The sequence below is a fragment of the Xylophilus sp. PBN-3R genome (genome assembly GCF_057747805.1).
Genome location: NZ_CM173225.1, coordinates 2,432,598 through 2,449,997, shown reverse-complemented (window position 1 = coordinate 2,449,997; position 17,400 = coordinate 2,432,598). Strand labels below are relative to the sequence as shown.

At 64.7% G+C, this 17,400-nt stretch carries 15 protein-coding genes; 7 read left to right on the top strand and 8 right to left on the bottom strand.

The genetic code is table 11. From position 1 onward, the window contains the following. The first annotated feature begins 61 nt into the window (after nucleotides 1-61). The gene (locus AC3ANW_RS11690; protein WP_488341016.1) at nucleotides 62-1,141 is read left to right on the top strand and encodes a TRAP transporter substrate-binding protein; all 1,080 of its coding nucleotides are present in this window, start codon (nucleotides 62-64) and stop codon (nucleotides 1,139-1,141) included. 400 nt (nucleotides 1,142-1,541) lie between these two features. After that, nucleotides 1,542-2,267, top strand: a complete 726-nt coding sequence (locus tag AC3ANW_RS11685; protein WP_488341015.1) for a glutathione S-transferase — start codon at nucleotides 1,542-1,544, stop codon at nucleotides 2,265-2,267. On the opposite strand, the gene AC3ANW_RS11680 is transcribed toward AC3ANW_RS11685, so the two are convergent. From AC3ANW_RS11680 to dapC, 8 genes are all read right to left on the bottom strand, one after another. Beyond that, nucleotides 2,218-2,925: an isochorismatase family protein gene (locus tag AC3ANW_RS11680; protein ID WP_488341014.1), complete on the bottom strand. Its 708-nt coding sequence runs from the start codon at nucleotides 2,923-2,925 to the stop codon at nucleotides 2,218-2,220. The two genes, AC3ANW_RS11685 and AC3ANW_RS11680, sit on opposite strands and share 50 nt — an antisense overlap. Continuing rightward, complete coding sequence (locus tag AC3ANW_RS11675) at nucleotides 2,922-3,605, bottom strand: methyltransferase (RefSeq protein WP_488341013.1); 684 nt, start codon at nucleotides 3,603-3,605, stop codon at nucleotides 2,922-2,924. Before AC3ANW_RS11675 ends, AC3ANW_RS11680 begins: the two co-directional genes overlap by 4 nt. Nucleotides 3,606-4,023: 418 nt before the next feature. Continuing rightward, complete coding sequence (locus AC3ANW_RS11670) at nucleotides 4,024-4,845, bottom strand: HpcH/HpaI aldolase family protein (RefSeq protein ID WP_488341012.1); 822 nt, start codon at nucleotides 4,843-4,845, stop codon at nucleotides 4,024-4,026. Between the two features lie 73 nt (nucleotides 4,846-4,918). Next, entirely contained in the window at nucleotides 4,919-6,856 is a 1,938-nt protein-coding gene (locus AC3ANW_RS11665) for an ABC-F family ATP-binding cassette domain-containing protein (RefSeq protein ID WP_488341011.1), read from the bottom strand. A 6-nt stretch (nucleotides 6,857-6,862) separates the two neighbouring features. After that, the gene (gene prmB, locus AC3ANW_RS11660; protein ID WP_488341010.1) at nucleotides 6,863-7,753 is read right to left on the bottom strand and encodes a 50S ribosomal protein L3 N(5)-glutamine methyltransferase; all 891 of its coding nucleotides are present in this window, start codon (nucleotides 7,751-7,753) and stop codon (nucleotides 6,863-6,865) included. Beyond that, nucleotides 7,750-8,922 (bottom strand): succinyl-diaminopimelate desuccinylase, encoded by a 1,173-nt coding sequence (gene dapE / locus AC3ANW_RS11655; protein WP_488341009.1) that lies wholly within the window; start codon nucleotides 8,920-8,922, stop codon nucleotides 7,750-7,752. The genes prmB and dapE overlap by 4 nt, the downstream gene beginning before the upstream one ends. Then, the gene (locus AC3ANW_RS11650) at nucleotides 8,919-10,076 is read right to left on the bottom strand and encodes a PilT/PilU family type 4a pilus ATPase (RefSeq protein ID WP_488341008.1); all 1,158 of its coding nucleotides are present in this window, start codon (nucleotides 10,074-10,076) and stop codon (nucleotides 8,919-8,921) included. Before AC3ANW_RS11650 ends, dapE begins: the two co-directional genes overlap by 4 nt. A gap of 37 nt (nucleotides 10,077-10,113) precedes the next feature. Further along, nucleotides 10,114-11,328 carry a succinyldiaminopimelate transaminase gene (gene dapC / locus AC3ANW_RS11645; RefSeq protein ID WP_488341007.1) on the bottom strand — a complete coding sequence of 405 codons (1,215 nt, stop codon included), beginning with the start codon at nucleotides 11,326-11,328 and terminating at the stop codon, nucleotides 10,114-10,116. Nucleotides 11,329-11,435: 107 nt separating this feature from the next. Here dapC and budC point away from each other — a divergent pair, with 107 nt between their 5' ends. The 5 genes from budC to AC3ANW_RS11620 all read left to right on the top strand — a co-directional run bounded on the left by budC (nucleotide 11,436) and on the right by AC3ANW_RS11620 (nucleotide 17,387). After that, nucleotides 11,436-12,200 (top strand): meso-2,3-butanediol dehydrogenase, encoded by a 765-nt coding sequence (gene budC / locus AC3ANW_RS11640; protein ID WP_488341006.1) that lies wholly within the window; start codon nucleotides 11,436-11,438, stop codon nucleotides 12,198-12,200. Between the two features lie 115 nt (nucleotides 12,201-12,315). Next, a complete protein-coding gene (locus tag AC3ANW_RS11635) occupies nucleotides 12,316-14,802 on the top strand; it encodes a glycogen/starch/alpha-glucan phosphorylase (protein WP_488341005.1) in 2,487 nt (828 codons plus the stop codon). A 100-nt stretch (nucleotides 14,803-14,902) separates the two neighbouring features. Continuing rightward, complete coding sequence (locus tag AC3ANW_RS11630; RefSeq protein WP_488341004.1) at nucleotides 14,903-15,964, top strand: SAM-dependent methyltransferase; 1,062 nt, start codon at nucleotides 14,903-14,905, stop codon at nucleotides 15,962-15,964. Continuing rightward, nucleotides 15,961-16,755 carry a DUF1295 domain-containing protein gene (locus AC3ANW_RS11625; protein ID WP_488341003.1) on the top strand — a complete coding sequence of 265 codons (795 nt, stop codon included), beginning with the start codon at nucleotides 15,961-15,963 and terminating at the stop codon, nucleotides 16,753-16,755. Before AC3ANW_RS11630 ends, AC3ANW_RS11625 begins: the two co-directional genes overlap by 4 nt. Beyond that, nucleotides 16,755-17,387, top strand: a complete 633-nt coding sequence (locus tag AC3ANW_RS11620) for a DUF6134 family protein (protein WP_488341002.1) — start codon at nucleotides 16,755-16,757, stop codon at nucleotides 17,385-17,387. The genes AC3ANW_RS11625 and AC3ANW_RS11620 overlap by 1 nt, the downstream gene beginning before the upstream one ends. Nucleotides 17,388-17,400: the final 13 nt, after the last annotated feature.

Below are 17,400 nucleotides of genomic sequence, written 5' to 3'. Positions count from 1 at the left end.
TGCCGAGGCGTCAAGCGCAAGCGCCCGGCAAACACACTTGCGTCAACAGCAGGAGGCATTCATGGATCGTCGTTCAATCATCAAAAACGCTGGCATCGCCGGCGTTCTCGCAGCCGGCGTAGCCCCGGCGGTCCACGCTCAGGCGACCGTGCGCTGGCGCCTGGCATCGAGCTTCCCCAAGTCGCTCGACACCATCTACGGCGGTGCTGAAACCTTCGCCAAGAAGGTCGGCGAAATGACCGGCGGCAAGTTCCAGGTCAGCGTGCATGCGGCCGGCGAACTGATGCCCGCATTCGGTGTGGTCGACGGTGTGCAGCAAGGCTCCATCGAGGCCGCCCATACCGCCGGTTATTACTTCTTCGGCAAGAACGAAGCCTTCGCCATCGGCGCGGCGATTCCGTTCGGCATGAACTCCCGCCAGCTCACGTCGTGGATGTTCGAAGGAAACGGCCTCAAGCTGACCCGGGAGTTCTATGCCAAGTACAACGCGGTCAACTTCCCCTGCGGCAATACCGGCGCCCAGATGGGCGGCTGGTTCCGCAAGGAAATCAAGACGCCTGAAGACATCAAGGGCCTGAAGTTCCGCATCGGCGGCTTTGCCGGCCGTGTCATCGAGAAGATGGGCGGCGTACCGCAGAACATCCCCGGCGGCGAGATCTATCAGTCGCTCGAAAAAGGCACCATCGACGCCGCCGAATGGATCGGCCCTTACGACGACCAGAAGCTCGGCTTCAACAAGGTCGCCCCTTACTACTACTACCCCGGCTGGTGGGAAGGTGCGTTGCAGCTCGACCTGCTGGTCAACCAGAAGGCATACGACGCGCTGACGCCCGAATACAAGGCCATCGTCGAATCGGCCGCATCCGAAGCCCACGTGGTGATGCAGGCCCGCTACGACGCTCGCAATCCGACGGCGCTGAAGCAGCTGGTGGGCGCCAAGACCAAGGTACTTGCCTTTCCCAAGACCGTGCTGGACGCTTCGTTCAAGACCGCCATGGAGGTCTACGCCGGCCTCGACAACAGCAATCCGGACTGGAAGAAGATCTACGCCGACTACCGCACCTTCCAGAAGGACCAGCTGCTGTGGTCGCGTTTTGCCGAAGCGCGTTTCGACAGCTACATGCAGGGCGTGCAGCTGTAAGTCGGAGATCGCTGACCGTTGCCGTGGATGGGTGCGCGGGGGCCCACCGATGCTGGGTGATATGTGCGCCAGGCGGCCGCTGCGGGTGTTTCGCGCCGGCCTTCCGGCAGCGGCGGCGGTTTGCCCAGGCGCACCAAACGTGCGCTGAGGAGGCCTTCGTCCAGCTTCTGCGGCGGTGGTGCAGGGCAGCAGACGTGGGCGTGATTGGCGAGGTCGAGCAGCCGCTCGGACACCGGCTCCAGGCCGCTGCTGCCGTTGGCGGCTCCGGAGATGGCGTAGATGGCGGCCCGCAGGTTTCATGCAAAACCGGAAGGCAGAAGAAGGCGCGTCTGCAAACGGGGCTCGGACGGGGAGACTACAGCCGACCCGCGCGACTCTGGCTCCAGGCTACATTTCGAGCATGGCTTATGAACTTCATTACTGGCCGACCATTCAGGGTCGTGGCGAATTTGTGCGACTGGCGCTGGAAGCTGCCGGCGTTCCGTATGTAGACGTGGCACGTGGTGCCAACGGCGAAGGACTGGCCACCAGCCAGAAGCTGATGGCTGACCGCAAGCAGATCCATCCACCCTTCGCCATGCCTTACATCAGGGACGGCGAGCTGCTGGTCGGCCAGACGGCCGCCATCCTGCAGTACCTGGCGCCCGAGTTGAAGCTGGTGGCACGCAGCGAGCAATCGCGTGTGTGGACCCACCAGATCCAGCTGACCATCGCCGACATGGTGGTGGAAGCCCACGACACCCACCATCCGGTCGGCATCGGCGCCTATTACGAAGACCAGAAACCCGAGGCGCTGCGCCGTGCCACCGAGTTCTGCCGCGACCGGCTGCCCAAGTTCATCCAGTGGTTCGAGGTCATCATCGCCCGCAACCCGGCCGGCCAGCGGCATCTGGTGGCCGGCAAGCTCAGCTACGCCGACCTGTCGTTGTTCCAGCTGGTCGAAGGGCTGAAGTACGCATTTCCGAAGGCGACCGCCAGCGCGCTTGCCAAGGCCCCCCACGTGGTCCGCCTGCGCGACCGCGTAGCCAGCCTGCCCAAGGTGGCGGCCTACCTGCGCAGCGAACGCCGCATCGATTTCAATGAGCAGGGAATCTTTCGCTGCTATCCCGAACTGGACATCGGCTGAACGCGGTCTCGGGCGGCCAGGCATCGAGCCGCGCCAGCAGTTCGCCGGTGGATAGCACCGCGGCACAGCGGCGCGCGGCGTAGACCAGTGCCATGCGGTGGTCGGCCTCCGAAAAATCGGCCATGGCGTCGGCGACCAGGAAAGGCTGCACATCGTGCATGAATGCGTCCAGTGCGGTCGTCAGGCAGCCGATGTGGGCGTAGAGCCCGCAGACGATGAGTTGGTCACGGCCCTGGCGCCGCAATTCGTGCAACAGGCTGGAGCCGTGGAAGGCGCTGTAGCGGCGTTTGTGGATCAGCGTGTCGCCCGGCTCGGGTGACAGGGCTGCCACGATGTCGGCGCCCGCCGGTGGCGCCGCGCTCAGGCCCTGGCCCCAGAAATGCCCCAGCAGGCCGCGTTCGCATGGCGCCTGCGTGCCCGGTTGCACCGCATAGATGACCGGAACGCCCAGCAGCCGGCATCGACCCGCCAGCCGTGCGATATGCCTCAGCATGCCTGGCAGTGGTTTCTGGTCGGGTTGGAAAAAATCCACGAAATACTGCTGCATGTCGCAGATGAGCAGGGCGCAACGTCCGGGCTCCGGATGCCAGGGCACCCGGTTGGCCGGCAGATACGCCGCATCCGGCAAGGCATAGGGATGAATTGCGGGAATGCTCATTTGATGGCCATCAGAAACAGGGTGCGGGCGCCGTCGTGCCGGTAGCTGATGCGCGAGAAACCGACCACACGCAGCCACCGCATGTATTGGCTGACTGCGTAGAGGCGGCTGGCGCCGGTGACGAACAATGTGAACGCCGGCAGGCACCATGAAGACTCCTTCATCGGCTGCCTCTCTTCATCGCAGGCGTGGCCATAGATGAACAGCTTGCCGCCGCGCGGCAGTGAATCGAAAGCCTTCTTCAGTAGGAACAGGATCTGTTCGGAAGAAAAAAGCTCAAGCACATGGACGAACTGCGCCGCTGCAAAACCCGAGGGCAGCGGGTCGTAAAAGAAATCGCCCGGATGCACACCGAGGTCGGCGGACTGTCCTTGCTCGTAGAACCAGTCGAGCGCACGATTGCAGACCGGTACGAGATCGAAAACGGTTGCCTTGAGCCGTGGCTGCCGCTGCTTCAGCAGACTTGCCACTTCGCCCGCGCCGCCGCCGATGTCGAGCAGCTGATCGATGAAACCGAATTCGGGCGCATTGAAATAGATCGGCCGATGGTGCTGATGGGTCGGCGGCACCGAAAAGAAAATGTCGGTCGGGCAGGCGTCAGTGAACGCGTGGCCAGCGGGTTCAGCCTGGATGGCGGGAAGGCCGGCGGCGTGTTGTTTGATCCTGTTTGCATTCGCCATGTTTTATCTGCACATCGGTGCATCCGTTCGGAGCCATTCGGTTCGCCGGTTCACTGTGGAAAATGTCGGCTGCAGAGCGATTCATAATCCATTCGCGCAAAAATGTGGCAAGGAAAATAATCTCATTTCTGGCGTGGTCGAGAACGAATGTTACCTAAAACAGGCGTGGTGTAAGTTGTGTGTAATTCTCCTTTAATGCGGGTCAAAACCAATCGTTACTGGAGCGTCGTCCATTGGGCGCTGACCAGATGCAAGCAGGTTGCAAGCCTCGCCGGGCTGACAGGGTCTGATCGGTACTTTTCTGTCAAAAATATCTGTAATGCAGATGGGATTATCTCAAGACCAGAAGTTGTTTCTCGCCAAGATGAAACGGGGGTTTATCCGCTTGGGTGGGTAATCCCCTGTTTCATTCCCAATATCAGTAGGTCTGCGTTGAAGATGGAACCTGGTTGGCAGATTTCCGGAAGCGTGCGGAGGTACTGTCGAGACCGTTGCGCAGCAACAGCAGGTCCAGCGCCACCGCCACGAACTGGGCACCCAGCGCCAAGCATTCGCGCGCACGGATTTCGTCGGTCATGAGGATGCCGGGCGCCTTGCCGCTGGCGCGGATGCGGCGGATGGCGTCGTCGATGGCCGCATCCACATCCGGGTGCCGTGGCTGGCCCGGGTAGCCCATGCTGGCCGACAGGTCCGACGGTCCGATGAAGATGCCGTCGATGCCGTCGATGGCGGCAATCGCCTCGATTTCATCCAGCGCCTCGCGGGTCTCGACCTGGACCAGCAGGCACAGTTCCTGGTCGGCGCGGGCGATGTAGTCGCTGGTGCGGCCGAAGTTGGATGCCCGGGTCGAGCCGCCCATGCCGCGGATGCCCTTGGGCGCATAACGCGTGGCGGCAACCGCCGCGCGGGCTTCGTCGGCGTTCTGGACGAAAGGCAGCAGCAGGTTCTGCGCGCCGATGTCGAGGTAACGCTTGATCAGCACCGGATCGTTCCAGGCCGGCCGCACCACGGCTGCGGTGGGCGGCGCGCCTTCTGCGGTTATCGCGGCGGCGGTGGCCTGTAACTGCTGGACCATCTGCGGCACATCGCTGGGCGTGTGTTCGGTGTCCAGCAGTACCCAGTCGAATCCGGCGCTGGCGACCAGTTCGGAAACGAAAGGCGACGGGATGGTCGACCACAGGCCGATCTGCTGCTGGCCGGCGGCCAGGGCGGCCTTGAAACGATTGACGGAAAGTTGCATGGTCTCTTTGCTTTTGCTTCAAAAGCACAAGCGTACCGCCGACTGCCGTCGATCGTCACTTCATCCCGGACACTCAGGCGTCGAAAGCCTCGATCTCGCCAGAAAGCGCAAGCCATCGTTCGTCCAGCGTGGCTGCTTCGTCGGCCAGCACCTTCAATTTTCGACCGGCATCCGCGATGTCGCCGGGCGGCAGCGACTGCGACAGGCGCGCTTCCAGCGCCGACCGGTCCTTCTCGATGGCCGCAATGCGGGCCTCGACGGTGGCCAGCTCTTTCTGCAGCGGCTTGAGCAACGCCGGATTGCGGCGCGGCGTTTCCCTGACCGGTGCCGGTGCGGGCGCCGGTGCGGCGACCTTGGCTGGTGCGCTGGCAGCCGCCTTGGCTTCCTCGCGCTGGCGCTTGGCCTCGTCCAGCAGATAACGCTGGTATTCGTCCAGGTCGCCGTCGAAGGGCTCGACCTTGCCGCGGCCGACCATCCAGAATTCCTCGCAGACCGCACGCAGCAGCGCCCGGTCGTGGCTGACCAGCATCAGCGTGCCTTCGAAGCCGTTCAGGGCCATGGCCAGGGCTTCGCGGGTGGCGAGGTCCAGGTGGTTGGTGGGCTCGTCCAGCAGCAGCAGGTTGGGGCGCTGCCAGACCATCATGGCCAGCACCAGCCGGGCTTTTTCGCCGCCGCTCATGGTGCCGACGGCTTGCATCACCATGTCGCCGCTGAAGTTGAAGGTGCCCAGGTAGCTGCGCAAATCCTGCTCGCGGGAGGGTTCCTTGGCATCGGAGCCGAGTTCGCGCGCCAGGCGGATCATGTGCACCAGCGGGTTGTCTTCCGGCCGCAGGACATCCAGTTCCTGCTGTGCGAAGTAGCCGATGCGCAGGCCCTTGCCTTCGGTGATGGTGCCGGCGACGGCGCCCAGGTCCTTGGCGACCGTCTTGATGAAGGTCGACTTGCCCTGGCCGTTGGCGCCGAGGATGCCGATGCGCTGGCCGGCCAGGACCGACTTGCTGACGTTCTTCAGGATGGTGGTCGGGGGTGCGCCTTCCTCGCCGGGGTAACCGAAGTCGGCATTGCTGATCGACAGCATCGGGTTGGGAATGTTGCCCGGCGTGCGGAACTCGAAGGTGAAGTCGGCATCGGCCAGCACCGGCGCGATCTTCTCCATGCGTTCGAGCGCCTTGACCCGGCTCTGCGCCTGTTTGGCCTTGCTGGCCTGCGCCTTGAAGCGGCTGATGAACTTCTGCAGGTGGGCGACCTTGTCCTGCTGCTTCGAGAAAGCGCTGGCCTGCAGTTCGAGCTGTTGTGCCCGCAGGGTTTCGAAGGCGCTGTAGTTGCCGCCGTAGCGGGTCAGGCGCGCGTGGTCGATGTGCACCGTGACGTTGGTCACCGCATCCAGGAATTCGCGGTCGTGGCTGATGACGACCATGGTGCCGGCGTAGGTCTTGAGCCAGCCTTCGAGCCACACCAGCGCGTCCAGGTCCAGGTGGTTGGTGGGTTCGTCCAGCAGCAGCAGGTCGGACGGGCACATCAGCGCACGGGCCAGCTGGAGGCGCATGCGCCAGCCGCCGGAAAAACTGTTGACCGGCTGCTGCAGCTGGTCGGTGCGGAAGCCAAGTCCGAGGATCAGCGCCTGCGCCCGCGATTCGGCGTCGTACACGCCGGCGTCGGCCAGGTCCGTATAGGCGTGGGCGATGGCCATGCCGTCTTCGGAGTCCTCGGCCACTTTCAGCGCGGCCTGCAGCGCGGCCAGCCTGGTGTCGCCTTCCAGCACGAAGGCCGTGGCGGATTCGTCGGTTTCGGGCATGTTCTGCGCGACCTGCGCCATCTGCCAATGGCCGGGCATCTGCAGGTCGCCGCCGTCTTCGTGCAGCGTGCCGTTGAGCAGTGCGAACAGGGTCGACTTGCCGGCGCCGTTGCGTCCGACCAGCCCCACTTTTTCGCCGGCCTGAAAGGTGGCCGAGGTTTTGTCGAGCAGGACTTTGGCGCCGCGGCGCAGGGTGATGTTGACTAGATTGATCATGTGGGGTCAGTGGCTGGAATCGCCGAAAAAGAAAGGCGAAACCAGCGTGGCGCGGTCCACCAGCAGCACCTGGTCGTCGCCGGAACTGGTGTCCAGCCAGGCGACGGGCAACTGTGGGAAGGCGGCCTCGAAGAAAGGTCGTTCATTGCCGATTTCGAGCACCAGGACCGCGTGTTCGGTCATGTGTGCGGGCGCCTCGGCAAACAGGCGGCGGATGAAGTCCATGCCGTCGTCGCCGCCAGCCAGCGCCAGCACCGGTTCTGCCTGGTATTCGGCGGGCAGCGCGGCCATGCTGGCGGTGTTGACGTAGGGCGGGTTGCAGACGATCAGGTCGTAGGGACCGGCCGTGGCCGAAAGGCCGTCCGACTCGATCAGCGTGATGCGGTCGGCCAGTGCGTGGCGGTCGACATTGATGCGGGCCACGGCCAGCGCATCGGCCGAGATGTCGGCGCCGTCTACCGTCACTTCGGGCCATGCCATGGCGCAGAGCACGGCCAGGCTGCCGTTGCCGGTGCAGAGATCCAGCACACGTTCGGTGTGGTCGCCGAGCCATTCGTCGAAACCGCCGTCGGCGATCAGTTCGGCGATGAAGCTGCGCGGCACGATCGAGCGTTCGTCGACGTAGAAGGGCACGCCCTGCAGCCACGCCTCGCGGGTCAGATAGGCGGCGGGCTTGCGGCTGGCGATGCGTTCGTGCAGCAGTTCGTCGATGGCCGCTGATTCGGCTTCGGTCACGTCGCGTTGCTCGACCTCGTCGAGCTCGTCCAGCGGCAGCCCCAGACGCCAAAGCACCAGCCAGGCGGCCTCGTCGAATGCGTTGGTGGTGCCGTGGCCGAAACCGACCTTGGCTTCTTCCAGCCGGCGTGCGGCGGCCTCGATGCAGGTGATGACTTTCACCGCGCCGCTCCCGACAGCGTCCGCTGCGCCAGGTTCTCCAGGGTGCGGCGATAGATGGCGGTCAGGGGCGCCAGTTCGGCGACGTCAATGTATTCGTCGATCTTGTGGATCATGGCGTTGGGCGGGCCGCATTCGATCACCTGCGGGCAGATGCGCGCGATGAAACGGCCGTCGCTGGTGCCGCCGGTGGTGGACAGTTCGGTCTCGATGCCGGTCTCGGCGCGGATGGCGTCACGTACCGCATTGACCAGCGCGCCCGGCGTGGTCAGGAAGGGCTGGCCGCTGATGGTCCAGACGATGTCGTATTCGAGGTCGTGGCGGTCGAGCACGGCCGCCACGCGGGTCTTCAGTCCGTCCGATGTGGATTCGGTGCAGAAGCGGAAATTGCAGTCGATCACCACCTCGCCCGGGATCACGTTGGTCGCGCCGGTGCCGCTGTGGATGTTGCTGATCTGCCAGGACGTCGGCGGGAAGAAATCGTTGCCCTTGTCCCATTCGATGGCGGCCAGTTCGGCCAGCGCCGGCAGGACCTGGTGGATCGGATTGCGTGCGAGTTGAGGATAGGCGATGTGGCCCTGGATGCCGCGCACCGTCAGCCTGGCGTTCATGCTGCCGCGCCGGCCGTTCTTGACCATGTCGCCTGTGCGCTGCACGGCAGTGGGTTCGCCCACGATGCACCAGTCCAGCTTCTCTCCGCGGTCCTGGAGCGCGCGGCAGACGGCGACGGTGCCGTCCACGGCCGGACCTTCCTCGTCGCTGGTCAGCAGCAGGGCGATGGCGATCGGCGATTCGGGCGTGGCGGCGATGAACTGCTCGACCGCCACGACGAATGCGGCGATGGACGACTTCATGTCCACCGCGCCGCGTCCGTACAGGCGGCCCTCGCGATGCGTCGGCACGAAGGGCGCCTGGCTCCAGCGCTCCAGCGGACCGGTCGGCACCACGTCCGTGTGGCCGGCGAACACCAGCACTGGCGCGTCGGGCGTGGCACCGGGGCGACGCGCCCACAGGTTGCTGACACGGAAGCTGTCCGGGCCGCTGTCCATGCGTTCGTTGACGAACCCGGAAGCCGCCAGCCGGCGTTCCAGGATTTCCAGGCAGCCGGCGTCGTCCGGCGTGACCGATGGGCGCGAAATCAGCTCTTCGGTGAGCAGCAGGGTAGGAGTCAAAGCTTGATATCCAGAACGATGTCGGTAAACGTCGGGCCGACCGGGTCGGCCTCGGCCTGCAGGCTGGCTTCGGTGGCGGCTCGGCGCGCCACGTCGAAGTCGTTGTCCAGCCGCCAGAGCAGGTTGGTCGGAGAGTCGGCCTGGCTCAGGCCTTCCTTGCGGCTGATGCGGCCTTCGTGGATGAGGCGCGCGATGTCCTGTTCGAAGGTCTGCGCGCCTTCGACCATGGATTTTTCCATCGCTTCCTGCACGCCCGAGAAGTCGCCGCGCTCGATGAGTTCGCTGATGACCGTGTTGTTCATCATCACTTCGACCGCCGGAATGCGGACGCCGGCGGTGGTGCGCAGCAGGCGCTGCGACACGATGGCCTTGAGCGCCGTCGCGAGGTCGCCCAGCATGGTCGGCCGCACTTCGGCGGGATAGAAACTCAGGATGCGGTTCAGCGTCTGGTAGCTGTTGTTGGCGTGCATGGTGGCCAGGCACAAATGGCCCGACTGCGCATAGGCCAGCGCCGCCGACATGGTTTCCCGGTCACGGATCTCGCCGATCAGGATGACGTCCGGCGCCTGGCGCAGCGCGTTCTTCAGGGCTATCTGCAGCGATGCGGTGTCGACCCCGATCTCGCGCTGGTTGACCACCGATTTCTTGCTGCGGAACAGGAACTCGATCGGCTCCTCGATGGTCAGGATGTGGCCGCCATGCCTTTCGTTACGGCTGTCGATCATCGACGCCAGCGTGGTGCTCTTGCCCGCGCCGGTCGAGCCGACCATCAGCAGCAGCCCGCGGCGTTCCATGATGAGTTCGCCCAGCACGGTCGGCACGTTGAGTGTTTCCAGGCGCGGAATCTCGCCGTGGATATGCCGTATCACCACCGCGAACGAGCCGCGCTGGCGCATGGCGCTGACCCGGAACCGGCCCACGTCCTTCATGGCGAAACCGACGTTGAGTTCGCCGACTTCCTCCAGCTCTTCGATGCGTACCGCGGGCAGCACTTCGGCCAGCAGGTTCTTGGGTGCGTCGTAGGGCAGCGGCTGGTTGTTGATGGCGATGCAGTCGCCGTTGATGCGCAGCGTGGCTGGCGCGTTGGCCGACAGGTACAGGTCGGATGCGTGTTTTTCCGCCATCAACCGCAGGATGCGTTCCATCATTGCCATGGCCGTGTCTTTCCTAACTGGACGGTTTCGGGTGGATTCAGGCCGCGCCGCGCACGAAGGCCACGATGCGTTCCGCCGCTTCCAGGCATTCGGCGGTTTCCGCGACCAGCGCCATGCGCACCCGGCCGCGGCCGGGGTTGAAGCCCCGTGCCTCGCGGGCCAGGTAGCTGCCAGGCAGCACGGTGACGTTCTGTTGTGCGTACAGCTCGCGGGCGAAGGCGGCGTCGTCGCCATCGAAACGCTCCGGGATGCCGGCCCACAGGTAGAAGGCGGCGTCGGGCAGGGCGACATCGAGCACCTGCGCCAGAACCGGTGTCACCTGTGCGAACTTGGCGCGGTATTGCGCCCGGTTCTCCCTGACGTGTTCTTCGTCGCCCCAAGCCGCGATGCTGGCGCTGGCCACCACCGGGCTCATGGCGCCGCCGTGGTAGGTGCGGTACAGCAAAAAGGGTTTGATCAGCGCTGCGTCCCCCGCCACGAAACCGCTGCGCAGGCCCGGCACGTTGCTGCGTTTGGACAGGCTGGTGAATGAGACGAGACGCGGGAAACCAGTGCGGCCCAGCCTCGCGGCGGCCTCGAGGCCGGACAGCGGAGGTTCGTCACGGAAATAGATTTCGCTGTAGCACTCATCGGAGGCGATCACGAAACCGTGGCGGTCCGACAGGGCGAACAGCTTCTCCCATTCAGCCAGCGGCATCACCGCACCGGTCGGGTTGCCGGGCGAACACACGAACACCAGCTGGGTGCGCGCCCAGACCTCATCCGGCACGCTGTCCCAGTCGACCGCGAAGTTGCGGGCCGGATCGCTCGGTGCGTAGTACGGCTCGGCGCCCGCCAGCAGCGCTGCGCCTTCGTAGATCTGATAGAACGGATTGGGGCAGACGACGACCGGCCGGTCGGCCGAAGCATCGACCACGGTCTGGGTGAAGGCGAACAGCGCCTCTCGTGAACCGTTGATCGGCAGCACCTGCGTTGCCGGGTCCAGCGAGAGCTCGTAGCGCGTCTTCAGCCAGCCGGTGAAAGATGCACGCAGGGCCGGGTCGCCAGCGGTCGGCGGGTAGCCCATCAGCCCGCCGGTGGGCGACAAAGCCGCATCGGCGAGCGCGCGCTGGATGAAGGGCGGGGTCGGGTGTTTGGGTTCGCCGATGCCCAGGCTGATGGCGCGCAGGCCGGCGGGTGGGGTGGCATCGGCGAAAAGTTGCCGCAGCCGCTCGAAGGGATAGGGCTGGAGGCGGGAAAGCAGGGGATTCATGGAGCCTGATTATCCGGGACATGCGGACACCCCCGCAGCGTATGGATACAGCCCCGGCCACCGGCCTCCACAGAATGGGTGGCTCACGCATTTTCACGGGAGCATGCATGCAGCGATTCAACAACAAGGTAGTGATCATCACCGGCGCGGGCTCGGGCATCGGCGAAGCCACCGCGCGACGGTTTTCGGAAGAGGGTGCAAGTGTGGTGCTCGCCGGCAGCACCGCAGCCAAGCTCGAGAAGGTGGCCGCCACGCTGCCGAAGGAACGCACGCTGGTGCAGGTGACCGACGTGGCCGAATTCGGCGACTGCAAACGCCTGGTCGAGGCCGCTGTCCACGCCTACGGCCGCCTCGACGTGCTGGTGGCCAACGCGGGCGTGTTCGCCGAAGGATCGGTGGTCGATGTCAGCCTGTCCGAATGGAAGAAGACGCTGGACACCAACGTCGGCGGCGTCTTCCATTGCGCACGTGCCGCCTTGCCGGAACTGCTGAAGACCAGGGGCAGCATCGTCAACACCGCATCGGTGTCCGGCCTGGGCGGGGATTGGGCCGCGGTTGCCTACAACGCTTCGAAGGGTGCCATCGTCAACCTGACCCGGTCGATGGCGCTGGACCACGGGCTGGCCGGCGTGCGGGTCAATGCGGTGTGTCCCAGTTTCACCCGCACGCCCATGACGGACGACATGCAGGAAGACAAGGCGCTGGTCTCCAGATTCGACGAGCGCATCGCCCTGGGCCGGCCCTGCGAGCCGCGCGAAGTAGCCGCGGCCATCGCTTTCCTGGCGAGCGACGACGCGAGTTTCATCACCGGAGTGAACCTGCCGGTGGATGGTGGGCTGACCGCTTCGAACGGCCAGCCGAAGATGGGCTGACAGTCTTTCTGCGCAGCGGCAGGCACGTTTGATGCATGCCTTCGGGCGATCGCATCGTCCCGCCGTCTGTAGCAAGATCGCCCCTGTTTTTCAGCCACTCGCAGCGAGCACGCCCATGCCTTTCCGTACCGGTCTCAAGAGTTTCGAATACGACCACCCCGATCACGGAGTCGCGGACTTCAAACGCGCCATTGCCAACAAGCTGATCTATGCGGTCGGCAAGGATCCGGCCGCGGCCAAACCCGAAGACTGGTTGCATGCGGTGCAACTCGCGGTGCGCGACCAGTTGGTCGAGCGTTGGATGGCGACCACCCGCGCCCAGTACGAACAGGACGTCAAGCGGGTGTATTACCTGTCGATGGAATTCCTGATCGGCCGCACTTTCACCAATGCGCTGTTGGCGCTCGAGATGCAGGACACCATGCGCCAGGCACTGGCCGATTTCGGTGTCGACCTGGACCAGCTGTCCGACCTGGAGCCCGACGCGGCGCTCGGTAACGGCGGCCTGGGCCGGCTGGCGGCCTGTTTCCTGGATTCGATGGCCACGCTGGCGGTACCCGGTTTCGGTTATGGCATCCGTTATGAATACGGCATGTTCAAGCAGGCCATCCGCGAGGGCCAGCAGGTCGAGACGCCCGATTATTGGCTGACCCACGGCTACCCCTGGGAATTCCAGCGGCCGGAAGTCGTGTGGCGGGTGCGATTCGGCGGCCGGGTGGAAGACCGCCAGGACTTCGGCAGTGCCAGCTGGGTCGACACACACGACGTTCTGGCCATGGCGTACGACAGCATCGTGCCCGGCTACGGCACAGAAGCCACCAACACGCTGCGCCTGTGGTCGGCCAAGGCAACGGAAGAGATCGACCTCGGCGCATTCAACCGCGGCAGTTACCGCGAGGCGGTCGAACGCAAGAACCTGTCCGAGAACGTGTCGCGGGTGCTCTACCCGGACGACTCCACCGAGTCGGGTCGCGAGTTGCGGCTCCACCAGGAATACTTCTTCTGTTCGGCCAGCTGCCAGGACCTGATCCACCGCTACCTGCGCACCCACGACAACTTCGACGCGCTGTCCGAGAAGATCAGCATCCACCTGAACGACACCCACCCGGTGCTGGCGGTGCCGGAGATGATGCGGCTGCTGCTGGACGAACATGGCCTGGACTGGGACACCGCATGGGGCAACTGCCAGCGCATCTTCAGCTACACCAACCACACGCTGATGCACGAGGCGCTGGAGACCTGGCCGGTGCACATGATGGGCCGGATCCTTCCGCGCCACCTGCAGATCATCTTCGACATGAACGCGAAGTTCCTCACCACGGTGGCCCACGAACACGGCCACGACACCGAGTTGATGCGCCGGCTGTCGCTGATCGACGAAGGTGGCGAACGCCGGGTGCGCATGGCCTATATCGCGGTGCTGGTCAGCCATTCGGTCAACGGTGTTTCGGCTCTTCATTCCGACCTGATGGTGCAGTCCATCTTCTCGGACTTCGCCCGGGTGTTCCCCGAACGTTTCAACAACAAGACCAACGGCGTGACGCCGCGCCGCTGGCTGGCGCAGGCCAACCCGCCGCTGGCCGCGCTGCTGGACCAGCGCATCGGCCGCGGCTGGCGCCGTGACCTGTCGCAGCTGGAAGCCCTCAAGCCGATGGCCACTCAACCGGCTTTCGCATCGGCCTTCGGCCGGACCAAACGCCAGAACAAACAGCGTCTGGCCGCCTGGGTGCAGAAACACATGGGGCTCGAACTGAACGTCGACGCGCTGTTCGACGTGCAGGTCAAACGCATCCACGAATACAAACGCCAATTGCTCAACCTTCTGCATGTCGTGGCGCGATACCAGCAGATCCTGGACGACCCCGAAGGCGACCATGTGCCGCGTGTGGTGGTGTTCGCCGGCAAGGCGGCATCGGCCTACGCGATGGCCAAGCTGGTGATCCGTCTCATCAACGACGTGGCGACCGTCGTCAACAACGACGAACGCCTGAGGGGCCGGCTGCAGGTGGTCTTCATGCCCAACTACAGCGTGAGCCTGGCCGAGATCATCATCCCAGCGGCAGATCTGTCGGAGCAGATTTCCACCGCCGGCACCGAGGCTTCGGGCACCGGCAACATGAAGCTGGCGCTCAACGGCGCGCTCACCATCGGCACGCTCGACGGCGCCAACGTCGAGATGAGCCAGAGCGTGGGCATGGACAACATCTTCATCTTCGGCAACACCACGCCGGAGGTCGAAGCCTTGCGCACCGCGGGTTACCAGCCGCGCACCCTCTACAACGGCAACCCGGTTCTGAAGCGGGTGCTGGACGCCATCCGCGACGGGGTTTTCTCGCCGGACGAGCCGTCGCGTTACCAGCAGATCTTCGACACCCTGGTGGAATGGGGCGACAAGTACCTGCTGCTGGCCGACTTCGGCGCCTATGTCGAAGCGCAGGACAGGGTCGATGCCCTCTATCGCGAACCCGAGGCCTGGATCCGCAAGGCCATCCTCAACGTGGCTGGCATGGGGCCGTTTTCTTCCGACCGGACCATCGCGCAGTACACCGACGAGATCTGGCACAGCAAACCGGTGATGCTGAAAGGCAGACCCGCGGCTTGAATCCGGCGCGTCTGGCGTGCCTTGCGCGCCGATGTCCCACATCCGAAACACGAAGTGCTGCGTAAGCTACCGGTAGATACAGTTAACCGGGAGCGAGCGGATGGGTTTCATCGCCGATTTGGGCATTCGTTGGACTGAGCAGGGCAAGCTGCCCGATTCGGTGGTCCGTGCCGGCATTCGCCGATTGCTGGGCGAACGTCTCCAAGAGATCGAGGTCGGCGACGCTGAAAAGGCGGCTGAGCGCGCTACGGCCTTCTTCGACGAAGTGCGTCGCGCGCCACTGGCGCTGGTGCCTGAAAAGGCCAACGAACAGCATTACGAGGTGCCCGCCGCCTTCTTCGGTGCCGTCCTCGGGCCCAACCGAAAATACAGCGGATGCTGGTGGCCGCAAGGCGTGATGTCGTTGGAGCAGGCCGAGGGTGTCGCACTCGAGGCCACCTGCGACAGAGCCGGATTGGCACACGGCCAGCGCATTCTCGAACTGGGTTGCGGCTGGGGTTCGCTCACCCTCTGGATGGCAGAGAAGTATCCGGGTTCGCTGATCACCGCAGTGTCGAATTCGGCGTCTCAGCGTGCGTATATCGAGAGCGAGGTGCAGAAGCGCGGCCTGTGCAACGTCACCGTGCTGACCCGCGACATGAATGTGTTCGATACCGAACAGCGATACGACCGCATCGTGTCGGTCGAGATGTTCGAACACATGCGCAACTGGCCCGAACTGTTCGGCCGGGTGGCGCGTTGGCTGGTGCCGGGAGGGCGGTTCTTCATGCATGTTTTCGCCCACCGCTCGGTGCCTTACGCCTTCGTCGAAAAGGACGAGACGGACTGGATGAGCCGCTATTTTTTCTCGGGCGGAATGATGCCCAGCGACGACATGGCAGCCCAGTTCCAGGACGACCTGCAGCTGGTGCGCCGCTGGCGCTGGGACGGCACCCATTACGAACGGACATCCAATGCCTGGCTGGCCAACATGGACGCCGCGCGTGATGAGCTGACGCCGGTCCTGCAGGCTGCGTATGGCGACGATGCCGAATTGTGGCGGCAGCGCTGGCGCGTGTTCTTCATGGCGGTGGCCGAACTGTTCGGTTATGACCGCGGGCAGCAATGGTGGGTGTCGCACTACCTCTTCGAAAAACGCGCCAGCGACGGGCACAACCCATGAGCGGTTTTCAGATCGCCCTCTGGGGTCTGGCGGCAGCGGCGCTGTTGTCATTCCTGACCTGGCTGGCCAGCCTGGTGCGCAGCGATGTGAGCCTGGTCGACCGCAGCTGGGGCCCGATGATCGCCGCGCCGGGCGTGGTGTATGCGGCCTTGCTGCCCGACGCGATGCCACGCGCCGGCTGGGTGATTCCGCTGCTGCTCGCCTGGGCGATACGCCTGGCCTGGCATGTCACCCGCCGCAACTGGGGGCATGGGGAAGACCGGCGTTACCAGGCCATCCGAGCTCGCAACCAGCCTAACTTCGCCTTCAAGAGCCTGTATCTGGTCTTCGCCCTGCAGGCGGTGCTGGCGTGGGCGGTTGCGGCGCCCCTGTTCGCCGCTTTTTCGGAGCCCCGGCCTTTCGGCCTGATGGACTTGCTCGGCATTGCGCTGGCGGCTTTCGGAATCGTGTTCGAGTCGGTTTCGGACGCGCAACTCAGCCGGTTCCTGGCCGATCCCGCGCACAAGGGGCAGGTGATGGACAAGGGCTTGTGGCGGTATTCGCGCCATCCCAACTACTTCGGTGAATGCTGCACCTGGTGGGGCATCTTCCTGCTGGGCCTGGGGGGTGCGGGCTGGGGCGGCCTGTGGGCTCTGGTGTCGCCGATCGTCATGACGGTGCTGCTGCTGAAGGTGTCGGGCGTCTCGCTGCTGGAACACGACATCGGCGAACGCCGGCCCAAATACCGTGATTACATTGCGCGCACCAATGCTTTTTTCCCGGGTCCGGTACGTTCGTCGAAGGGGCGGTGATGAAGGCCGGCATTTTGGCCTTTTCGGTGGCGGCGGCATGCACGGCAACTGCTGCAGAGACGGTCCGCGAATGGGTTTTCGACGTGTCGCTGGATGGCAAGCCGATCGGCGAACATCGTTTCGCCGTCAGCACCCAGGGTGATCGCACGGCGGTTCGCAGCCGGGCACGCTTCGATGTGAAAGTGCTGGGTTTCACCGCCTACCGCTATCGCCACGAGGCAGACGAAGTCTGGCGCAACGGATGCCTGGAGAACGTGCGCGCCCGCACCGAAGACGACGGAACCGTCCTGAACGTGGATGCCGAGCCCGTCGACGGTGCCGGCCTGCGGGTGACCTCGTCGCGCGGGGTGGCCAGCTATCCGGGCTGCGTGATGGGTTTCGGTTACTGGAATCCGGCCATGTTGTCGCAGCCCCGGCTGCTCAATGTGCAGACTGGCGAATACGTCACGGTGGCGGTCTCGCCATTGGCCGACCAGCCGGTTCAGGCCCGCGGCGAAACCGTGCCTGCCAAACGCTGGAAACTGGCCGGCCCGGACAGCCCGCTGGAGCTTTGGTATGGCGCGGACGGGCAGTGGCTGGCGCTGGATTCGACGGTGACCGGCGGCCGCAAGCTGCGTTACCGCCTGCGCTGAGGGGCCTCGGACA